The sequence below is a fragment of the Acinetobacter nosocomialis genome (assembly GCF_041021905.1).
In the GTDB taxonomy this organism is placed as follows: domain Bacteria; phylum Pseudomonadota; class Gammaproteobacteria; order Pseudomonadales; family Moraxellaceae; genus Acinetobacter; species Acinetobacter nosocomialis.
The window spans coordinates 3939014-3958862 of the sequence record NZ_CP157432.1; the positions used below are offsets into that span (position 1 = coordinate 3939014).

The window sequence follows — 19849 nt, forward strand, 5'->3', positions numbered from 1 at the left end:
ATTACAGCATATGCATGGCAGTTCAGGTTTTACGCAGTAAATACTGATGCCAAAAAGGACTGTACATGTTTAAAAACCCATTTAAACGGAGATCATCAATGGCTAATGAGCAAAATGAGCAAGCTCAAGACATTCAAAATGAGCAAGCTGAGCAATCTAACGAGCAAACTCAGGCTGAAAGTGTAGAGCAAGCAAACGACGTTACCGTTGAATCTTTACAAGCGCAAATCACCAAACTAGAAGAAAATCTTAAGCTTGAAAAAGCTCGTACTGCTAATGCAGTTTACGAAGCACAAAAAAGCGTAGAGCGTATTCAACGTGAGTCTGAGAAACATAAAGAGACTGTACTTGAAAAATTTGCCAAAGAATTGTTGGACTCTGTCGACAATTTAGAACGTGCAATTCAGGCAGCTGGTGGTGAAGAAACACCTGTACTTGAAGGTGTTAAGTTAACCTTAAAGTCACTGTTAACGACTCTTGAGAAATTTGGTGTTGTAGAAGCTGATACTCAAAATGGTTTCAATGCAGATTTACACCAAGCTGTTGGTATTGATCCAAATGCCAAAGCCAATGAAATCGGCACCGTTTTACAAAAAGGCTATACCTTAAATGGTCGCTTGTTGCGCCCTGCTATGGTTATGGTTGGTCAATAAAATGAGCAAAAGCGAAGCATCGCTTCGCTAAAAGCACAAAATTTGAGAGTTTTTTGATTTTTTTTCATAAAAATGCTTGAAAAAAACCGATTGACTCTCATATCGAATAACAAGCAAAAACATTGCAACAGAATTTTAGAGGAACACACCAAATGGCGAAAATTATTGGTATTGACTTAGGTACTACCAACTCATGTGTTGCTGTACTTGAAGGCGATAAAGTAAAAGTAATCGAAAACGCTGAAGGCGCACGTACAACTCCATCGATCATTGCTTATAAAGATGGCGAGATCTTAGTTGGCCAAAGTGCTAAGCGTCAGGCAGTAACAAACCCTAAAAATACATTATTCGCGATCAAGCGTTTAATTGGTCGTCGTTATGAAGATCAAGCAGTACAAAAAGACATCGGTCTTGTACCGTATAAAATCATCAAAGCAGATAATGGTGATGCTTGGGTTGAAGTAAACGATAAAAAATTAGCACCTCAACAAATCTCTGCAGAAATCTTGAAAAAGATGAAGAAAACAGCAGAAGATTACTTAGGTGAAACAGTAACTGAAGCGGTAATTACCGTTCCTGCTTACTTTAACGATGCTCAACGTCAAGCAACTAAAGATGCGGGTAAAATCGCTGGTTTAGATGTTAAACGTATCATTAACGAACCAACTGCTGCTGCACTTGCGTTCGGTATGGATAAAAAAGAAGGCGACCGTAAAGTTGCAGTTTACGACTTAGGTGGTGGTACATTCGACGTATCTATCATTGAAATCGCGGATCTTGATGGCGACCAGCAAATTGAAGTGTTATCAACTAATGGTGATACTTTCCTTGGTGGTGAAGACTTTGATAACGCATTAATTGAATACTTGGTTGAAGAATTCAAGAAAGAACAAAGTGTGAACTTGAAAAATGATCCACTTGCGTTACAACGTTTGAAAGAAGCTGCTGAAAAAGCAAAAATCGAGCTTTCTTCATCAAATGCAACTGAAATCAACCTTCCATACATCACTGCTGATGCTTCTGGTCCTAAACACTTAGTGATCAATGTAACACGTGCAAAACTTGAAGGTTTAGTTGCTGATTTAGTTGCTCGTACGATTGAACCTTGTAAGATTGCACTTAAAGATGCTGGTCTTTCGACTTCTGACATCTCTGACGTAATCTTGGTTGGTGGTCAGTCTCGTATGCCGCTTGTACAACAAAAAGTACAAGAATTCTTCGGTAAAGAGCCACGTAAAGACGTGAACCCTGACGAAGCAGTTGCTATCGGTGCTGCAATTCAAGGTGCTGTATTATCTGGTGACAAGAATGACGTATTACTTCTTGACGTAACACCATTAACTTTAGGTATTGAAACAATGGGCGGTGTATTAACACCAATCATTGAGAAAAACACGACGATTCCTGCGAAGAAATCACAAGTGTTCTCTACTGCTGCTGATAACCAACCAGCTGTAGATATTTCAGTTTACCAAGGTGAACGTAAGATGGCTCAACAAAACAAATTGTTGGGTAACTTCCAATTAGGCGATATCCCACCTGCTCCACGTGGTGTGCCGCAAATTGAAGTATCGTTTGACATCAACGCTGACGGTATCTTGAAAGTATCTGCGAAAGATAAGAGCACTGGTAAAGAGCAATCGATTCAGATTAAAGCAAACTCAGGTTTGTCTGATGCTGAAATCGAAGCAATGATTAAAGATGCTGAAGCGAATGCTGAAGAAGACCGTAAGTTTGAAGAACTTGCAAAAGCTCGTAATGAAGCTGATGCATTAATTTCAAGCTCGAACAAAGCTGTTAAAGATCTTGGTGACAAAGTGACTGAAGATGAAAAAACAGCGGTAAGCACAGCAGTTTCTGAACTTGAAGCAGCAACTAAAGAAAACGACGTTGACGCGATTAAAGCGAAAACTGAAGCTTTACAAAACATTTTGATGCCGATCACTCAACGTGCTTATGAACAAGCACAACAAGCTGGTGGTGCTGAAGGTTTTGATCCTAATGCATTCCAAGGCGGTGATGCTGGTCAACAAAAAGCTGATGATGGCGTTGTAGATGCTGAATTTACAGAAGTAAAAGATGACAAAAAATAATTTGTCTCTTTAAAAAGACCGCGCGAAAGCGCGGTTTTTTATTATTTACAAAAAAATAACAATTATTATTTTTATATTTATTTGCTATTTTTTAGACAAAAAAGTCAATTATAAAAATTAACTATTTATTATTTATAAAAAATTTAAAGAATTAGAATCACTGTTATTAAATCCATTTATTTTTACATTAATGCCAAATAAATAGATTTATTTATTCCGTTTCTTTAGCAAGATCACAAAATGATCGCCTTCTTTGGTCTCCTTTATCACTTTGACGAATCTAAATTACTTACTAACAATAAGAATTTATTTATATTTTTATTTTTACCATGAAAAAATTTCTATGGTGGGGAATGAGCTTTTACTTAAGTATGAGCTTACACACAGTTGCTTTAGCTCAAAGCCCTTTATCAACTATTTCTTTTAATCAACCTCTAAAATACAAGATTGATTATATAGATCCACGCTTTCATATTACCAAGGAACAGTTTGTTCAAATTGGTAAAGAAGCTGCTGAAATTTGGCAGAAAGAAACTGGAAAAACTTATTTTATTTATGACTCACAAGCAGAGCTTACAATTAATTTAGTATTTGATGATTATCAAACTGCTCAAAATGAAAGAAAAATTAATATAAATAAGTTATTACAGCAGCAGGAAGAATGGCGGGAGAAAAATAAAGCTGTTCTTTTATCTAAACAACAAATAGAGGAGGAAACTACTCTTTTGAATGAAGCCAAAGTCCAGCTTAATAATAGATTTGAACAATATCAAAAGGATGTAACTATCTTTAACCAAGGAAATGTTGGGAAATTTAATCAAGCTGATTTAATTAAACGTCAAGCTGAGCTAACCAGATTATCATTAGATTTAAAAACAAAATTTTCTCATCATAGTAATAAAATAGAAACTCTTAATGCGCAAATTAAGCAAATAAATCAACATCAAAACATGCTTAATCAAGCTATCAAGGAATTTAATTTAAGCACAACTGATCGTCCTGAGACTTTTCATAAAGGCTTATTTAGTCAAAATCAAATTCAGATTTATGGCTTTAATTCATTTGATGATTTGCGTTTAACACTTGCCCATGAATTTGGACATGCATTGGGACTAAAACACACTACTGACCCTAAATCTTTGATGTATCCTCGTTTAAAGGAACAAGATATTCATAACTTCAAATTAACACATTCAGATTTAGATTTACTGAGTTCAACTTATAGTTCAAATGACAAAAATCATTAAAACTAACTGATTAAATAAACTAAATAAAATAAAAACTGTTCAAATTTTACTAACAAATAATTTGGCAAATGGTAAAAAATAATGAGACCAAAGTCTCATTTATTTATCGAAATTGTATATTTTTTGATTGATTTTTCATTTTATCTTCTTATAATACGTTTTTTTTAAATCTCCCCCCTGACGACTATGCGCTTAACATCTTTGTTATTAGGCTTGGCTTTTGCTTTTTCTAATTTTCAGGCCAATGCTCATCTTGCAACTCCTGTAAACACTCAAGTTCAGCAAAAAAATGCTCAACATTTAACATATAGAATTGCTGAAGTTGATCCTCGTTTTGGTTTAAGTCAAGATCAATTGATTCAGATTACTCAGCAAGCTGCTGATATCTGGAAAGAAGGTACAGGTAAAAATTACTTTACTTATGACCCAAATGCAAAGTTAGAAATTCGTCTTGTATACGATGATAGCCAAAATCGTTCAGCAGAGCGTCAAAAAATTTCTGCTCAGTTTAAGCAAGATCAACAACGTGTAATTGATGAACAGCAGCAAATTAAGCAGTTGAAGCAAAATTTAAGTCAAACTCAATCTGATCTTGAAAACAAAAAACAGATCTTAAATGAGAAGTTGAAAAATTTTGATCAACAAATGATGCAGTTTAACGAAGGTAAATTAGCACCTGAATACACAGCAAAATCTCTTGCGAAGACTCAGAAAGATTTACAGAAGCAAACTGTTTCTTTGAAGAAAGATATTGCCGCTTATAATCAGCAAGCTGCAGATTTAAACAAAAAGGTTAATCACTTTAATCAGATTAACGATCAGTTCAATCAATCTTTAAATCAGTTTAAGCAAAATGCCCAAGCTGATGTATTTAAGAAAGGGATTTATAACGGTAAACAAATCACAATTTATGAGTATAGCTCAATTGATGATTTACGTTTAACGATTGCTCATGAATTAGGCCATGCACTAGGCTTAAAACATAGCGATCAACCGGGTGCCCTAATGTACTCAGTTCGCAAAGACAGCGATAAAAAAAGTAATGTTTTAACTGATGCTGATCGTGATCTATTAAACGCTTTACCTCAATAATTAGTTATGAGACATAACGATGTATCTATTTTATAAATAGATACATCGAAATTCATGTCAAAGTCATGTTATTGTGGTTGTAAGAGCCGTCTAAAATAGAATGGAGATCAAGATGAGTTATTATCATATCCTGATTGAAGTAAATGACCACATTAGTACGATTGAACAAACTCGAGATATCGAACTATTTGATATTATTGAACTTAAACCGTACCTTCATTCTATTTTGTTGCCTTACTTTAACGAGCAAGAAATTGAGCTTGAAGATGAAAATATTGAATATAAAGATATTTTACATCTTGAAGTTAAACAGACTTTACTGCCTATCGAACATTTAATTGAAGAAGAACAGAAGCAATTACCAAGTGACACTGATGTCACTATTACTGCTTATGAAATCTTTAATGATCGCGACCTAAGCCAAGATGTCACTTCAGTTATTTTTGATATTTTAGAAGCAGTAAAGCTAGATCAATCCATAATTTAGCTATTCAATAAAAAAGGTCTGCATATGCAGACCTTTTTATTTAATGCCTTATTGCATCATTTTCCGTGCTTGTTCCTGACGGAATGCACGTAAAATTTGTTGCCCTGCCCGTCCTGTTGGATTTAAACCTAAACGGGTTTGCTCCTGACGTATAGCAACACGGGTTTTATCACCAATCAGTCCATCAACAGCACCAATATCATAACCACGATTAATCAAAAATTGCTGAATCTCTCGACGCTCTGCACGAGAAGTACCTGGATCATCTGTTGGCCAAGAAGCAATGAATGGTTTCCCACCTTTTAAACGATCAGATAAATGTGCAATTGCAAGTCCATAACTTTCGGCTGCGTTATAGCTATAAATAGCATCAAAATTTTTAAATACTAAAAAGATTGGACCACTTGCTCCTGCAGGCGCCATTAACCCAGCTGGTGTGCTACCAGATAATGCACCTTGAATTAAGGGTGTACCATCAATTCGGGTTACTCCACGTGAACTCCAGCTACTCAATGGCTTTTTAGAGCGACGCCCTTCTCCATCAATTGACATACCTGATGGAATTTTGACTTCAAAGCCCCAAGGCATACCAGTTTGCCATCCAGCTTTATTCAAGAAATTAGCCGTAGATGCCAATGCATCTGCTGTGCTAGACACTAAATCACGACGACCATCACCATCAAAATCAACAGCTAAGCGTTCATAAGTTGATGGCATAAACTGTGTATGTCCAAAAGCGCCAGCCCATGAACCTTTAAGTTGATCTTCGGTTAAATCACCGCGTTGCAAAATACGCATAGTGGCAAAAAATTCTGTCCGGAAATAACTTTGCCGGCGCCCTTCACAACTTAATGTTCCAAGTGCCTGCAATAAAGGATATTTTCCAGAAATATCGCCAAAATTACTTTCAACGCCCCACACTGCCACAATTGTTTCAGGCGGTACGCCATAAACTTGAGAGGCACGATTTAAAACATCACGATATTGCGCTAATTTTTGTTTCCCAAGCTCAACACGTTCTTCATCTACAAGACCAGATAAATAGTCCCAAATTGGTGTCGAAAACTCTGGCTGATAATTTAACTTATCAATTACTGAGTAGTCCGGCGTTAAATTTTGTGTATAACGGTCATACGTGCTACCCGAAACACCCGCAGCAATCGCTTGCGAACGTAAATTTGCCAAACAACTCTGAAAATTATTATTAGGCGTGTAAGTATTGCTATTCGTTACAGGAACTGTTGCATTACTAGATATTGTAGAAGTAGAACCATTAATTATCAGCTCTGCTTGAGCCTGAGTCATTGCCAAAAATATAGACCCAACAATACAAGAAAAACGTCGCATATTATCCTAGTTCAATTTTTAAATTTAAATTTGTCTTTACCATACCATTATGGACTCAAAATTTTCAGAGAGAAATCGTAAATTTGAATTCATAATTCCTTCTTTAAATTCATTTCCAGAGTTTTAAATTCAAATTTTGCATCTAGTTTTAAATTTAAAACTTCCAACATCAGATTAATTATTTTTAAATTCAAAAATCGCACCCATACTTTAAATTCAAAACATCAGTTTAAATTTAAATATTCAAACCATAAACCAACTGTGGATAACTTATAAAACCACACACTAAAACTGCCGAAATCCCTATATTCTCTGTATCTTTCATCATCTTTATACGCTACAAGCCCCTCACCACTCATGGATACATGTTTTAAATTTAAAAGTTAGATATAGTTTTGAATTCAAAATACCACTCAGATAACATGCATCTTTTTAAATTCAAAACGCACATAAGCTAGAGACCCGATTTAAATTCAAACTTTAGGTATTGGGGATAACTTATTTTAAATTCAAAACCACCAAAAACAAGTTATTCTATTTTTAAATTCAAAATTACAACCTTTATTTAAATTCAAAAGCTCAATAGAAGTTATCCACAGCAAGACAATATTAGATTTTTTAATTTTTTTAAATTTAAAAGATAAAAAAAGCGATCCGAAGATCGCTTTTTTGCAAATTTTAACTGAATTAAATGGTCATATCAGCTGTTAATGCGAGTGGTTCTGGCAAAATTTTCGCTAATTGACGGCATAAATTCGTCAATTCATTACTATCCACAGGCATTAAGGTAATGTGGCCTAACTTACGGCCAGCACGTTCTGATTTGTTATAAAGGTGCAGATGAGCGCCATTTAGTGCTAAAACATCTTCAGTTTTAGGATGCTGACCAATAATATTGATCATGACCGTTGGTCGAACAACGTCTGTTGAACCTAATGGTAACCCTGCAACAGCTCGAATATGGTTTTCAAACTGTGAACATACAGCACCTTCAATTGACCAGTGACCTGAGTTATGCACACGTGGTGCCATCTCATTCGCGCATAAGCCTTGTTCTGTCACAAATAGCTCGAGAGTTAGCACACCTACATAGTTGAGATGATTTAACAAACGCGTAATGTAGTCTTGAGCAACAGGTTGTAGAGCTTCACTATTCGGTGCAGGAACGATTGAGTGCGACAAAATACCATTGTGATGGTGGTTTTCAGCCAATGGCCAAGTCTTCACTTCACCATTTTGACCACGTACTGCAATAATCGAAACTTCGCGAGAAAACTTCACAAAGCTTTCAGCAACTAAGCTTTTTGCAGGACCAAGCTCTGCCCAAGCTGTATCAATTTGGTCTTCTGAACGAAGTACAAACTGACCTTTGCCGTCATATCCACCAGTTGCTGTCTTGAGCACAATTGGTAAACCAAGCTCAGCAACAGCTTTTTTTAAGCTTTCTAGGCTGTCTACAGCACGATACGGCGCAACAGGAATCGCAAGTTCATCAAATAATGCTTTTTCTGACAAACGATTTTGTGCAGTTGCTAAAGCAATACGGGGAGGGTGCAATGTTTTGGTTTGTGTTAAAACATCTACGTCCGCAACCGGCGTATTTTCAAACTCAAGACTAAAAACATCAGCACTTTCAATAAACTGCTTTAAACCTTGTTCATCTTGGCTAGAAAAAACTTGGCCTAAAACACCTGCTGGACAATCTGTATTTGCTTCAAAAAAAGTACATTGAATATTTAATGGTAAAGCTGCTTGCGCCATCATACGGCCCAATTGCCCACCACCAAAAATACCGATAGTTTTATCCATTTCAGCCTCTTAAACCTGTCCAGGAATATTGTTGCTTGCAACTTTATCAGTTTGCGCAGCACGGAAATCTGCAACATTTTTTGCGATTTCAGGACGAGTTAAACCTAAGATTTGAGCAGCCATAATCGCAGCATTAGTCGCACCAGCTGGGCCAATTGCCAAAGTACCGACTGCAATACCTGCTGGCATTTGTACGATTGAAAGTAATGAATCTACACCATTTAAAATTGATGATTTAACTGGTACACCCAACACAGGTAAGTCAGTTTTTGCCGCACACATACCCGGTAAATGCGCAGCGCCACCAGCGCCTGCAATAATCACTTGAATACCGCGATCACGCGCAGTTTCTGCGTATTCAAATAAACGGTCTGGCGTACGGTGAGCAGATACCACTTCCGCTTCAAATGGGACACCAAGCTGTTTAAGCATATTGGCAGTATGTTCAAGCGTTGCCCAATCGGACTGGGAACCCATGATAATTCCGACTAAAGGTTGGGTATCTGTTGCGACCGCGTTCATTGGCATTTCCAAAGCGTAAAAATGGTAAAAACTCGACTTGTACCAAGCCAAGCATGAGAGAAAAAGATGAGGCCAATATTATAGCTGTTTTTTCACTCACCCCAAAGCCCAAGTTTATGAGGAAAAAGCGTGAATCCGATGGATTTAACAACGATCTGTCTTAAAACCCAATTTCAAATAATTTTACTGGCTTCTAAATACAAAATAGACACAACCAAACAGGCATAACATGGCCCAAACATAGTCTAATTTAAACGGCTGCTTAAACAGCAACACCATAAATGGCACAAATACAATAAGCGTAACCACTTCTTGGGTAATTTTCATTTCACCCAAGGTCCAGCCTTGGTCACTCAAGATTCGAGTTGCCGGAATCATAAAACTATATTCCAGCAGGGCAATTATCCAACCGAATAAAATCGCTTGCCAGAATGGAGCATGATGCAAAAACTTGAGATGCCCATACCAGGCAAGTGTCATAAAACAGTTCGAAATAACTAATAGCACAAAAGCTAAAACCGTTGGGCTCAAAGGCACATCCTTCATCGTCACGATGATATAAGTATTAATATGGATAAAAAATATTATAAAAGATAAAACTGTAATTCAGCTTAAATCTAAAAAATAAAGCTGTACTTTTATGGGTGCTTCAAACACATAGAACAACAACGAATTTTGACTATCTTTTCCAGTTGAGCCTTGCTATCGTTGCTGGCAAATTTATCAATAATGAAAACACAGTAATTCACATTAATACTGTGTACAAAAGCAGTGGAGAAGGCGAGCAATGCATCTGCATATCTTGGGTATTTGTGGCACTTTTATGGGCTCTTTAGCACTTTTAGCTCGTGATTTAGGACATAAGGTAACAGGTTCCGATTCAAACGTTTACCCGCCAATGTCTACCCAGTTAGAAAATGCAGGTATTGAACTCATGCAAGGCTATGACCGTAGTCATTTACAGCCTCATCCAGATTTAGTCATTGTCGGCAATGCTATGAAACGTGGTATTGATGCCGTCGAATACATGCTCAATGAAGGTCTGCCATATATTTCTGGTCCACAGTTCCTTGCTGACCACGTTTTACAAGGCAAACATGTCCTTGGGGTGGCGGGTACGCATGGAAAAACAACCACAACAACCATGTTGGCTTGGGTACTTGATCAGGCGGGTTTAAACCCAGGCTTTTTAATTGGTGGTGTTCCACTTGGTTTTAGTGAAAGTGCTCGTTTAGGCGGTGGCAAATACTTCTGCGTTGAAGCCGACGAATATGACTCAGCTTTCTTTGATAAGCGTTCTAAGTTTGTTCACTATCATCCAAAAACGGCGATTTTAAATAACCTTGAATTTGACCATGCCGATATTTTTGATGACTTAGCAGCAATTCAAAAACAGTTCCATCATCTGGTTCGTACTATTCCAAGTGAAGGCCGTATTATTGCGCCAATTACCGAAACTCATATTGATGAAGTACTTGAAATGGGCTGCTGGACACCAGTGATTCGTACAAGTTTAGAAGCAAATGAAAAAGCAGCCTTATCTGCCGAATTAATTTCAATTGATGGCAGCCATTTTAAAGTACTCGAAAATGGTCATGCCATTGGCGAAGTGAAATGGAGCATGACAGGGCAACACAGCGTAGCAAATGCTTTGGCAACCATTGCAGCCGCTCAACATGTGGGTGTTTCGCTTGAAAAGGCTTGTGACGCTTTATCTAACTTTGGCGGTGTGAAACGCCGTATGGAGTTACTCGGTACAGTGAATGGTATTGAGGTTTATGATGACTTCGCTCACCATCCAACAGCAATTGATACGACTTTGGATGGCGCACGTAAACGTTTAGGCGAACGTCGTTTATGGGCCATTATTGAGCCACGTTCAAATACCATGCGCATGGGTAGCCATAAAGATGGCTTGGCACATTCAGCACGCTTAGCAGATGACGTTATCTGGTATCAGCCAGAAGGTTTAGACTGGGATTTGCAACCAGTAATTGAAGCTGCTTCAAACCGCGCTCAAGTCAGCCGTTCACTTGATGAAATTATTAACCGTATTGTTAATGAAGCAGGTGAGGGCGATGCTGTTGTGATTATGTCTAATGGCGGCTTTGGTGGCTTACATCAAAAACTTATAAACGCATTAAAAGCAAAAGCTGCTTAACTTTCTCTCTAGATGATTTAATAAAAAAACGGGTTTCAGTTTGAAACCCGTTTTTTTAGTTTAATGGTTTTTAAACCTGCTTTGGCTCTATATCTTCTATAAATTTATTCGAGATGAATAAACGTAACGTATAAACAATACCCATCGCAAACACGCTATACCCCACGTTATTACAAATAAATGGAATACATAAAATAATGAGTGCAGTAATAGGATAAAACCATTTAGAAATTCCAGCTAAACATTCAAACTCGTATAACATCCATATACAAGTGGTATAAAGCACCACACTCACTGCGACAATTACGCCCATATATAAATCAGAGATATGTGCATGATGGGTCGTGACATCCACGGCGGCGGCAAGCGCAGCACCTACGGCAGCAATACTCACAAAGACAAAATAATGGCCATAACCCCATACAAATGGACGCACACCTTTAAAATGATGATGTTGTTCACTACGATCAAAGTAAGCCCACCACATTGCGAACATGAGCATCAATCCACCAATCATTAAGAAAACGGCTGGAATATTGATAGATTGAGCCGCAAGCGCATCACGTATGGCATTAAAACTCCCTACGATTGATTCGCCTAAAACAATAATAGTGAGGAGAGCATAGCGCTCTACAATATGATGAGGATGCCACGGTGTAGGCGAATGTTTTTCCGCATAGATAGGAACAAATAACTCGAACACAACCAGACATAAAAATAGAGGTATAGAAAGGACATGAGCAAAGTTAGCTACAAGCCAACCAATTTGTACTAAGACTATACCGATCGCATAGCGGTAAGCCGTAACTCGCCGTTCAGGATCATGTTTTGCTGCGCGAAGCCACTGGGTGACTAAAGCCAAGCGCATAATCACATAACCTACAATAATGATGTCAAAGTCCTGACTACGAAATACATCAGGAATACCTGCGGCCATGACCAATGAACCCACAATCTGTACAAAGGTAAGGCACCGATACAATGCGTCATCATTATCGTAAGCTGAAGCGAACCATGAAAAATTCATCCACGCCCACCACAGTGCAAAAAATACCATCAGGTAGCTTGGCAGAGCATGCCAGAGATGATTTTCAATAATCGCATGATGTAACTGCTGACCCGCTGTGGCAATCGCAACCACAAAAATTAAATCGAACAATAGTTCAAGGGGAGTCGCTGCTCTATGCGGCTGTTTTGGATCTCTTGGAGATAAAGGCCTCAAACTTAATTTTTTCTGTTTTTCTTGAGTAGTCATAAAATTAACGTTCTCGAATAAAGTGCCAACACGTTAACACTTTAATATTAACGTCCAGATCACGCATTAAAAATTATTCAGGTCTGATGATTAATCTTTACTCATCAATAAACTATATTTCATTTTTGTGACAATTCTTTATCAAGACAATAGCCTTAATTCTTTATCATAGCCCACGTTTTTTTGTTCTCGTTTGGAATATGAATGTCTTTAGAAACACTCAACCTTAGCTTATTCCATGTCATCAATGGTGCTCAGGATGCGAGTCAATTTATCATTCGTCTTGCTATCTTTTTTGCTAATGATCTCCTGTATATTCTTTTATTCATACTTACATTTTTATGGTTTTATGGCGATCAAGATTTAAAAAATAGGGTCATTAAATCTGTCTTTTTAACCTGCATATCACTTTTGGTGGGTTATATTATTTCTCTGTTTTATCACCATCCAAGACCGTTTGTGATGGGTGTGGGCACCACGTTTATTGAACATGCGCCAACAGCGTCTTTTCCAAGTAATCATATGCTAATTTTTAGCACCATCTCGCTATCTTATTTGTTTGCTCAGCGCAAAATGATTGGAATGATTCTTTTATTTTTGTCATTTGTGGTGGCATGGTCACGTATTTATTTAGGTGTGCATTTCCCTTTAGATATGTTGGGTGCTTTTATTGTCGCGCTATTGGTCAATACAGCAGGTTATTACTTTTGGAATGCTTACGGTACAAGTTTGACCGCATTCTTTATTCACCTTTACCAGATTATATGTAAACCACTTTTAGATCGTGGTTTGATTAAATAATCCATAGAACTTTTAGTATTCACGCTACGACATTAAGTTCAGTTGCGTAATACAAAAAAATCTGCCATTCTATGTGAAATTGGATAGGTTTTATCCAATACAGAATTTAGTTTGACAAGGGGAGTAGCCTCCTCCAAACATAACAGCAATGTTATGTGTCAGATATCGTCAATACACTTTTATTAAAAAGTCGGTATCTGAGCATCGTGAAATTCATGATGTAGGCAAGACCTTGATCATGTTGGTACAGATGTTTAATTCATCTGGCAACTGGTCGAGGTTTTTTTATGCCCAATTGCCGGATGTAGGGAGGATTTATGGAAACAATCGGCAATTTATGGCTGTACGTAGCATTCTTTGGCATAGTCATTGTCATGCTCCTAATTGATTTCTTGGGCTTTAAACAAAAGCAGGGCCAGGATGTCTCAATTAAGCAAGCTGCCTACTGGAGTGTGGCGTGGGTAAGCGTCGCGGTCTTATTTGGTGGCGGTTTATGGCTTTATCTTCAACAAACGGTTGGGGTGACCTTAGCAAACCAAAAAACCATGGAATACTTTGCAGGTTACTTACTTGAAAAGTCCCTCGCGATTGACAACGTTTTCGTCTGGTTAATGATTTTTGCGGCATTTGCTATTCCAGCGGCACTACAACGTAAAATTTTGCTCTACGGCGTATTAGGCGCAATCGTACTGCGTACTCTCTTTATTTTCATTGGTGCATGGTTCGTTCAAGAGTTCTCTTGGGTGCTTTATATTTTCGGTGCGTTCTTGGTATATACAGGCTTCAAGTTCTTAAAAGGCCAAGAAGAAGAAACCAATATCGAAGACATCAAAGTTTTAAAGTGGCTACGTAAGCACATGCGTATTACGCCGCAGCTTGAAGGTGACAAATTCTTTGTACGTCAAAATGGTTTATTATGGGCAACGCCGTTATTTCTAGTTTTAATTTTAGTTGAAGCTTCAGATGTCATTTTCGCGGTAGATTCTATTCCTGCTATTTTCGCAGTAACGAGTGATCCATTTATTGTTTTAACGGCGAACTTAATGGCAATTTTAGGTTTACGCGCAATGTTCTTCTTACTTGCTGGCGCTGCTTCTAAACTGCATTACTTGCCATATGGCTTAGGCATTATCTTATTGTTCATTGGTGCAAAAATGTTGTTGCTTGATGTATTCCATATGCCAATCTGGATCTCGTTAAGCTTTATTGTCATAGTGTTAGCAATCACTGCTTACCTTTCTTTACGACACAATAAGCGACACATCTCATAGAATCTTTACTTACATAATATTAAAGGGCTTTCATAGAAAGCCCTTTTTAAATTAGGAATTGACTATTTTTAATTTTGGCCATTGTTGTAACCAATTTTTGCTTTCTACACGATTTTTGAAAGTCTGATAACTAACTAGAGCTGAATTCCAACGTAAATTCAATTCAAATAAATCTGATAAGCCAAAAGGTGCAATTATTTCTAAATTACCGAATGTGTCGAAACGTATTGCTATAGCTGTTGCTGTTTCAGACCATAATGATAATGCTTCCTCAATCGAAGTTAATGGTTGAATTTTTTCACCATTATCTTTACGGTACCATGTATGTACCAAAGCCTGATTAACAACATCCCAATCTTGATTTGGAAATTTGCTTTTTAAATCACTTTGCAACTTTTTTTGATAACTATCATCATATTCATTAGCATTATAATAAATCACATCCATATCACTTGTATTTAAATCATAAGTTTTGCCATGTAAATATGACCAAACAGTGTTTCTCACCGCACCAGCACTTAAATAAACTTTTGGATGCAATTGAGAAATGATAGCTAATATCTTTAATAAACAAGGAGATTTCATCACCAAATCAATAAAATCTTGTTGATAATTATTATATATATTTGTCATATTTTGAAAAATACTAAAGACATCCACCATGTAATAGTACATAGAAGCTCTGTACTTTAAAAGCGCTGATCAATATCATATGCCAACTAAAAATTTATCTTTCCTAATCAGAAACATAATAGATAACAGCAATTCGGTATTTCATGCCGAACATACTTATTAAAATGTGTGGAGTCTCATGCGTTCTAAAAAAATTAATCTTGTCGTGGTCCCTTTATTACTCACGGCATGTAGCCATAAAGATGGTCCATTAGTACAAGATGTATATAACAACCAATATGACTGTGCTCGCGACTGGAATAACGAAACATGTAAACAAGAAAATAGCTCAAGTGGACATGGTTCTAGCTATGTTGGTAGCCGCTATTTAGGTCCCGCGTATTATCGAAACAATCGGGAAGTTTCTTATCACGGCAATACCTTACATCCTTACAGCAATTTGAGTGTAGGTCACCCCACTGTTTCAAGTACGGCGAAAAGCGCATCTTCTTCATCCCCAATTCGTGGGGGTTTTGGTCGTAGCGGCTTCTCTTTCGGCGGCTAACTCCTCAGGCATTCACTGAATATGAAAAGAAAAATATTTACTCCACGTCCAGACTGGCAAGTGGAGCATCAAAATATTGGTTTCGATTATTTTAATTTACCTTCTCTCGATGGCTCAATTTACTGGTCTGAAGGGGTTGCTTATGAATTTACGCTTAAGCAGATTGAACAACTTAAAGATGCAGCAAATGAACTGCATCAGATGTGTTTATCGGTAGTAGGAGACCTCATTCAACGGGGTAACTATCCTGCTTACTTTCAAATTCCCGAAACCGCTATAAGCCATATTGAATACTCATGGAAACAAAATGCTCCGATGCTGTATGGCCGTTTTGATTTCGCTTACGATGGGCGAAATATCAAAATGCTGGAATATAACGCCGACACACCGACTGGCTTACTTGAAGCTTCTGTAGCGCAGTGGCTGTGGATAGAACAAGTTTCGGGCATTGCAAACCGAGACCAGTTCAATAGCATTCACGAAGATCTGATTAAACGCTGGAAGACAATTTTACCGCGGGGTAGCCATGTGCATTTTGCTGCCTGTCAGGAAGCGGGAAGGGAAGACTGGGGCAATTTAGAGTACTTGATGGATACCGCTTACCAAGCTCATCTACAAGTTTCTGAGCTTTCTATGGAGAACATAGGCTGGAACGGGCAAGATTTTGTTGATCTCCATAATCAGCCCATTCAAAACATATTTAAACTCTATCCATGGGAATGGATCTGGGAAGAAGCATTTTCTCAATATATCCACCCACAAACACAATGGATAGAACCTTGCTGGAAAATGCTACTTTCAAATAAGGCGATTCTGGTTGAGCTTTGGAAGCGTTATCCAAACCATCCATTATTAGTCGAATCCCATACCTATAACCCGCAACAAGCTTTGACTGGCAAATGGGTGAAAAAGCCGATTTTGGCAAGGGAAGGTGCCAATATTCGGGTTTTACAAGACGGCCATGACCAAGGCACGGCTTCTGGTAGCTTTTATTTTGATGACTATGACAAATATGGTTATGTCGTACAGAAATGGGTAGACACCCCATTATTTTCAGGACAACTGCCTACACTCGGTTTATGGATGGTCGGACATCAATGTGCAGGCATGTCTATTCGTGAAGATTGCTATGAGATTATTGGTAATGACGCCCATTTTGCAGCGCATTATTTTGTCGATTAATAAACACCCAGACAGATATAAAAAAGCACTTTTTAGGTGCTTTTTTATTGTGCCCTCAACGCAATCAATCAGTGCATTCTAAGTACATAGCGAATAATAAACTTTAGCTTTTAAAGCTAAATTAGAACAAAAATTCAAAAAACAATATTAATTAACCACATGTATTTTAATATTTTTATCTAATTTATTTTCTTAAAAGTCAATATTGGCAAGCTCTTTGCATCTCTAAAAAAGAAAAAAGCCTAGATTTTAGGGGCTCGTGAGAGCCCTGATTTTTTTAAGGAGTGATGCCATGAATGCGATTCCAACTCTAACGCCGCTTGCCATGCCGTGTAACAGCAGTTTTGATGCAAAAGATTGGGAAATTTTATCGAGCCATTGGTATCCGGTTGCGCGTATTCAAGATGTCTCTACTGCGCCTCAACGTGTCACACTACTAGATAGACGTCAATATGGCACTCTACCAGACACAAAGTGGTGAAATTCATCTGGTCCGAGACATTTGCCCACATCGTGGCGTGCCTTTAACCAAAGGTTGGGTCGATGGTGAGGAGATTGTGTGTCCTTATCACGGTCTACGCTATAACACTGAAGGGAAATGTACTCAAATACCAGCTCAGCCCGAACTAACAAAAATTTCTGATCGTTTTTCTCTAACTAAATTTCCGGTTGTGCAAAGATACGGTCTCATTTGGACCAGTATTCATGGTCGTGATATTACTCAAGCCAATATTCCTGTATTAGATACTTGGGATGATGCAGAGCATCAAGCAATTTTGCCACCTTTTGTGGATATTGGTGGCTCTAGTGGTCGTCAGCTTGAAGGGTTTATCGATGTCGCTCATTTTGCGTGGGTACATCACAACGCCTTTGCGAATCGTGATAATCCTGTCGTCCCTAAATATCACACTGAACGTACCAACTACGGCTTAAAAACGGTCTATATCAGCAATGTCAGTAATTATCCGCATGAGCTAAAACATCTCGAACCAGAAGGCTTTTTGTGGAAGCGTACTTTTGAGGTTTATCCGCCATTTTCTGCCGTACTTACTGTCGATTTTCCAGAAGGTGGGGTCTTAAAAATTTTAAATGCCTGTTGTCCTATCTCAAGTAATAAAACCCGTTTATTTGTTCCACTCACACGTAACTTTGACCAAACAGGTGATTTAGAAAAAGTATATGCATTTAATGCGCAAATTTTTGCCGAAGATCAAGACATGGTCGAATCACAAAAACCAGAAGAACTACCGCTCGATCTAATGATGGAAGCACATTTTGAAGCAGATCGTTCATCAACGACTTATCGACGGATTTTGGCTGAATGGGGACTAAGTAAACGTTATACGGTTTAAATCTTGGCTAACTGGGGTACAATCAATCGAAAAAAGTGAAAATATATAGGCTATCCATGTCATTGATCGCAAATACCACCGTTGTACGTGGTCGTTTTTTAGATATTCAACAAACTGTCTCTGAGCCAACTGATATTCCAAATCAAGTACGTTATTTGGAAGATGGTGTATTGATTAGTGAACATGGAAAAATCAAATGGTTTGGTGCATGGGAAGATGCTCAACAGCATCTACCTGCTGGAGTTGAGGTTCAACATTATCCAGAACAATTAATTGTACCTGGCTTTATTGATACCCATATTCACTTCCCGCAAACCGAAATGGTTGGAGCATACGGCGAACAACTTTTAAGCTGGCTTAATACTTATACTTTCCCAACCGAAATACAGTTTCAAGACAAAGCATATGCAAGCGAAATTGCCCAGTTCTTTGTTCAGGAACTCTTAAAACACGGCACAACCACAGCCCTCGTTTTCTGTACAGTTCATCCCGAATCTGTGGATGCCTTATTTGAAGCCGCAGAACGCGTTCAGATGCGTTTAATTGCCGGTAAGGTACTCATGGACCGTAATGCCCCTGAAGCGCTGTGTGACACACCAGAAACGGCTTACAGCGATACTAAAGCACTCATTGAAAAATGGCATGGTAAAGGCCGTGCTCTGTATGCGATTACGCCACGATTTGCACCGACTTCTACACCTGAGCAATTAGAAAGAGCAGGGCAGCTAAAACAAGAATTTCCAGATGTTTATATCCATACGCATTTAAGTGAAAACAAAGATGAAATCGCTTGGGTGAAATCTTTATTTCCGGAACAAGCTGGCTATTTAGATGTTTATCAACACTATGGCCTAACTGGTAAACGTTCTGTGTTTGCGCATTGTGTTCACTTAGAAGATGAAGAATGGCAATGTATGCATGATACACAATCGGCTATCGCATTTTGCCCAACTTCAAATCTGTTCTTAGGTAGTGGTTTATTCCCATTGAAAAAAACTTGGGAAAAGCAAGTCAAAGTAGGTTTGGGGACAGACATTGGTGCAGGTACTTCGTTTAGCTTACTGCAAACTGTTAACGAGGCTTATAAGGTTCAGCAATTACAAGGTGATAAACTTTCAGCTTATGAAGCGCTTTATCATGCAACCTTAGGCGGAGCAAAAGCGCTTGATTTACAAGATCAGTTAGGCAACTTCAACATCGGTAAAGAAGCAGACTTTGTGGTACTCAACCTAAAGCCAACAGCATTACAGGAGCTTCGCCAGTCTAAATCCAAATCTGTTGAAGATTCACTGTTTGCATTATTCACTTTAGGTGATGACCGTAATATTGAGGCGACTTATATTTATGGAAACCGTGCTTATCAAAAAGAAACAGCCAAATAAAAAAGGCATTGTTAAGTT

Annotated in this window: 15 protein-coding genes and 3 pseudogenes; 12 read left to right on the forward strand and 6 right to left on the reverse strand. The window is 38.0% G+C overall.

The genetic code is table 11. The annotated features are described in order from the left end of the window. Positions 1-98 precede the first annotated feature (98 nt). From grpE to ABLC00_RS18465, 5 genes and pseudogenes are all read left to right on the forward strand, one after another. A complete protein-coding gene (gene grpE / locus ABLC00_RS18445; protein ID WP_002051954.1) occupies positions 99-653 on the forward strand; it encodes a nucleotide exchange factor GrpE in 555 nt (184 codons plus the stop codon). Positions 654-805: 152 nt separating this feature from the next. Beyond that, positions 806-2746 (forward strand): molecular chaperone DnaK, encoded by a 1941-nt coding sequence (gene dnaK, locus ABLC00_RS18450; protein ID WP_004884231.1) that lies wholly within the window; start codon positions 806-808, stop codon positions 2744-2746. Positions 2747-3075: 329 nt separating this feature from the next. After that, positions 3076-3993, forward strand: a complete 918-nt coding sequence (locus ABLC00_RS18455; RefSeq protein WP_025467935.1) for a matrixin family metalloprotease — start codon at positions 3076-3078, stop codon at positions 3991-3993. Between the two features lie 81 nt (positions 3994-4074). Continuing rightward, positions 4075-5085 (forward strand): annotated as a pseudogene (locus ABLC00_RS18460) (M57 family metalloprotease). Positions 5086-5185: 100 nt separating this feature from the next. Then, the gene (locus ABLC00_RS18465; protein ID WP_006581484.1) at positions 5186-5572 is read left to right on the forward strand and encodes a hypothetical protein; all 387 of its coding nucleotides are present in this window, start codon (positions 5186-5188) and stop codon (positions 5570-5572) included. A 48-nt stretch (positions 5573-5620) separates the two neighbouring features. Here the strand turns inward: ABLC00_RS18465 and ABLC00_RS18470 are convergent, their stop codons facing one another. From ABLC00_RS18470 to ABLC00_RS18485, 4 genes are all read right to left on the reverse strand, one after another. Next, positions 5621-6919 carry a lytic murein transglycosylase gene (locus ABLC00_RS18470; RefSeq protein ID WP_033847047.1) on the reverse strand — a complete coding sequence of 433 codons (1299 nt, stop codon included), beginning with the start codon at positions 6917-6919 and terminating at the stop codon, positions 5621-5623. A gap of 687 nt (positions 6920-7606) precedes the next feature. Further along, on the reverse strand, positions 7607-8728 hold the full coding sequence (locus ABLC00_RS18475) for a 5-(carboxyamino)imidazole ribonucleotide synthase (protein ID WP_002051942.1): 1122 nt from the start codon (positions 8726-8728) through the stop codon (positions 7607-7609). Between the two features lie 9 nt (positions 8729-8737). Next, complete coding sequence (purE, locus tag ABLC00_RS18480) at positions 8738-9250, reverse strand: 5-(carboxyamino)imidazole ribonucleotide mutase (RefSeq protein WP_000994663.1); 513 nt, start codon at positions 9248-9250, stop codon at positions 8738-8740. Between the two features lie 183 nt (positions 9251-9433). Next, a complete protein-coding gene (locus ABLC00_RS18485; RefSeq protein ID WP_031944632.1) occupies positions 9434-9796 on the reverse strand; it encodes a DMT family protein in 363 nt (120 codons plus the stop codon). Between the two features lie 241 nt (positions 9797-10037). On the opposite strand from ABLC00_RS18485, the gene mpl reads away from it, so the two are divergent. Continuing rightward, positions 10038-11411 carry a UDP-N-acetylmuramate:L-alanyl-gamma-D-glutamyl-meso-diaminopimelate ligase gene (gene mpl / locus ABLC00_RS18490; protein ID WP_006581480.1) on the forward strand — a complete coding sequence of 458 codons (1374 nt, stop codon included), beginning with the start codon at positions 10038-10040 and terminating at the stop codon, positions 11409-11411. A 70-nt stretch (positions 11412-11481) separates the two neighbouring features. On the opposite strand, the pseudogene ABLC00_RS18495 reads toward mpl, so the two are convergent. Further along, positions 11482-12733 (reverse strand): annotated as a pseudogene (locus tag ABLC00_RS18495) (low temperature requirement protein A). A gap of 137 nt (positions 12734-12870) precedes the next feature. Here ABLC00_RS18495 and ABLC00_RS18500 point away from each other — a divergent pair. Together ABLC00_RS18500 and ABLC00_RS18505 are read left to right on the forward strand one after the other, a co-directional pair. After that, entirely contained in the window at positions 12871-13467 is a 597-nt protein-coding gene (locus ABLC00_RS18500; RefSeq protein WP_006581479.1) for an undecaprenyl-diphosphatase, read from the forward strand. A 317-nt stretch (positions 13468-13784) separates the two neighbouring features. After that, complete coding sequence (locus ABLC00_RS18505) at positions 13785-14738, forward strand: TerC family protein (protein ID WP_033847049.1); 954 nt, start codon at positions 13785-13787, stop codon at positions 14736-14738. A 51-nt stretch (positions 14739-14789) separates the two neighbouring features. On the opposite strand, the gene ABLC00_RS18510 is transcribed toward ABLC00_RS18505, so the two are convergent. Further along, positions 14790-15413: a nucleotidyltransferase family protein gene (locus ABLC00_RS18510; RefSeq protein ID WP_004884249.1), complete on the reverse strand. Its 624-nt coding sequence runs from the start codon at positions 15411-15413 to the stop codon at positions 14790-14792. 136 nt (positions 15414-15549) lie between these two features. Here ABLC00_RS18510 and ABLC00_RS18515 point away from each other — a divergent pair, with 136 nt between their 5' ends. From ABLC00_RS18515 to guaD, 4 genes and pseudogenes are all read left to right on the forward strand, one after another. After that, a complete protein-coding gene (locus ABLC00_RS18515) occupies positions 15550-15915 on the forward strand; it encodes a hypothetical protein (RefSeq protein ID WP_033847050.1) in 366 nt (121 codons plus the stop codon). 21 nt (positions 15916-15936) lie between these two features. Beyond that, the gene (locus ABLC00_RS18520; RefSeq protein WP_033847051.1) at positions 15937-17097 is read left to right on the forward strand and encodes a glutathionylspermidine synthase family protein; all 1161 of its coding nucleotides are present in this window, start codon (positions 15937-15939) and stop codon (positions 17095-17097) included. Between the two features lie 292 nt (positions 17098-17389). Continuing rightward, a pseudogene (locus ABLC00_RS18525) lies at positions 17390-18449 on the forward strand (Rieske 2Fe-2S domain-containing protein). A 56-nt stretch (positions 18450-18505) separates the two neighbouring features. Continuing rightward, entirely contained in the window at positions 18506-19831 is a 1326-nt protein-coding gene (gene guaD / locus ABLC00_RS18530; protein WP_033847053.1) for a guanine deaminase, read from the forward strand. Positions 19832-19849: the final 18 nt, after the last annotated feature.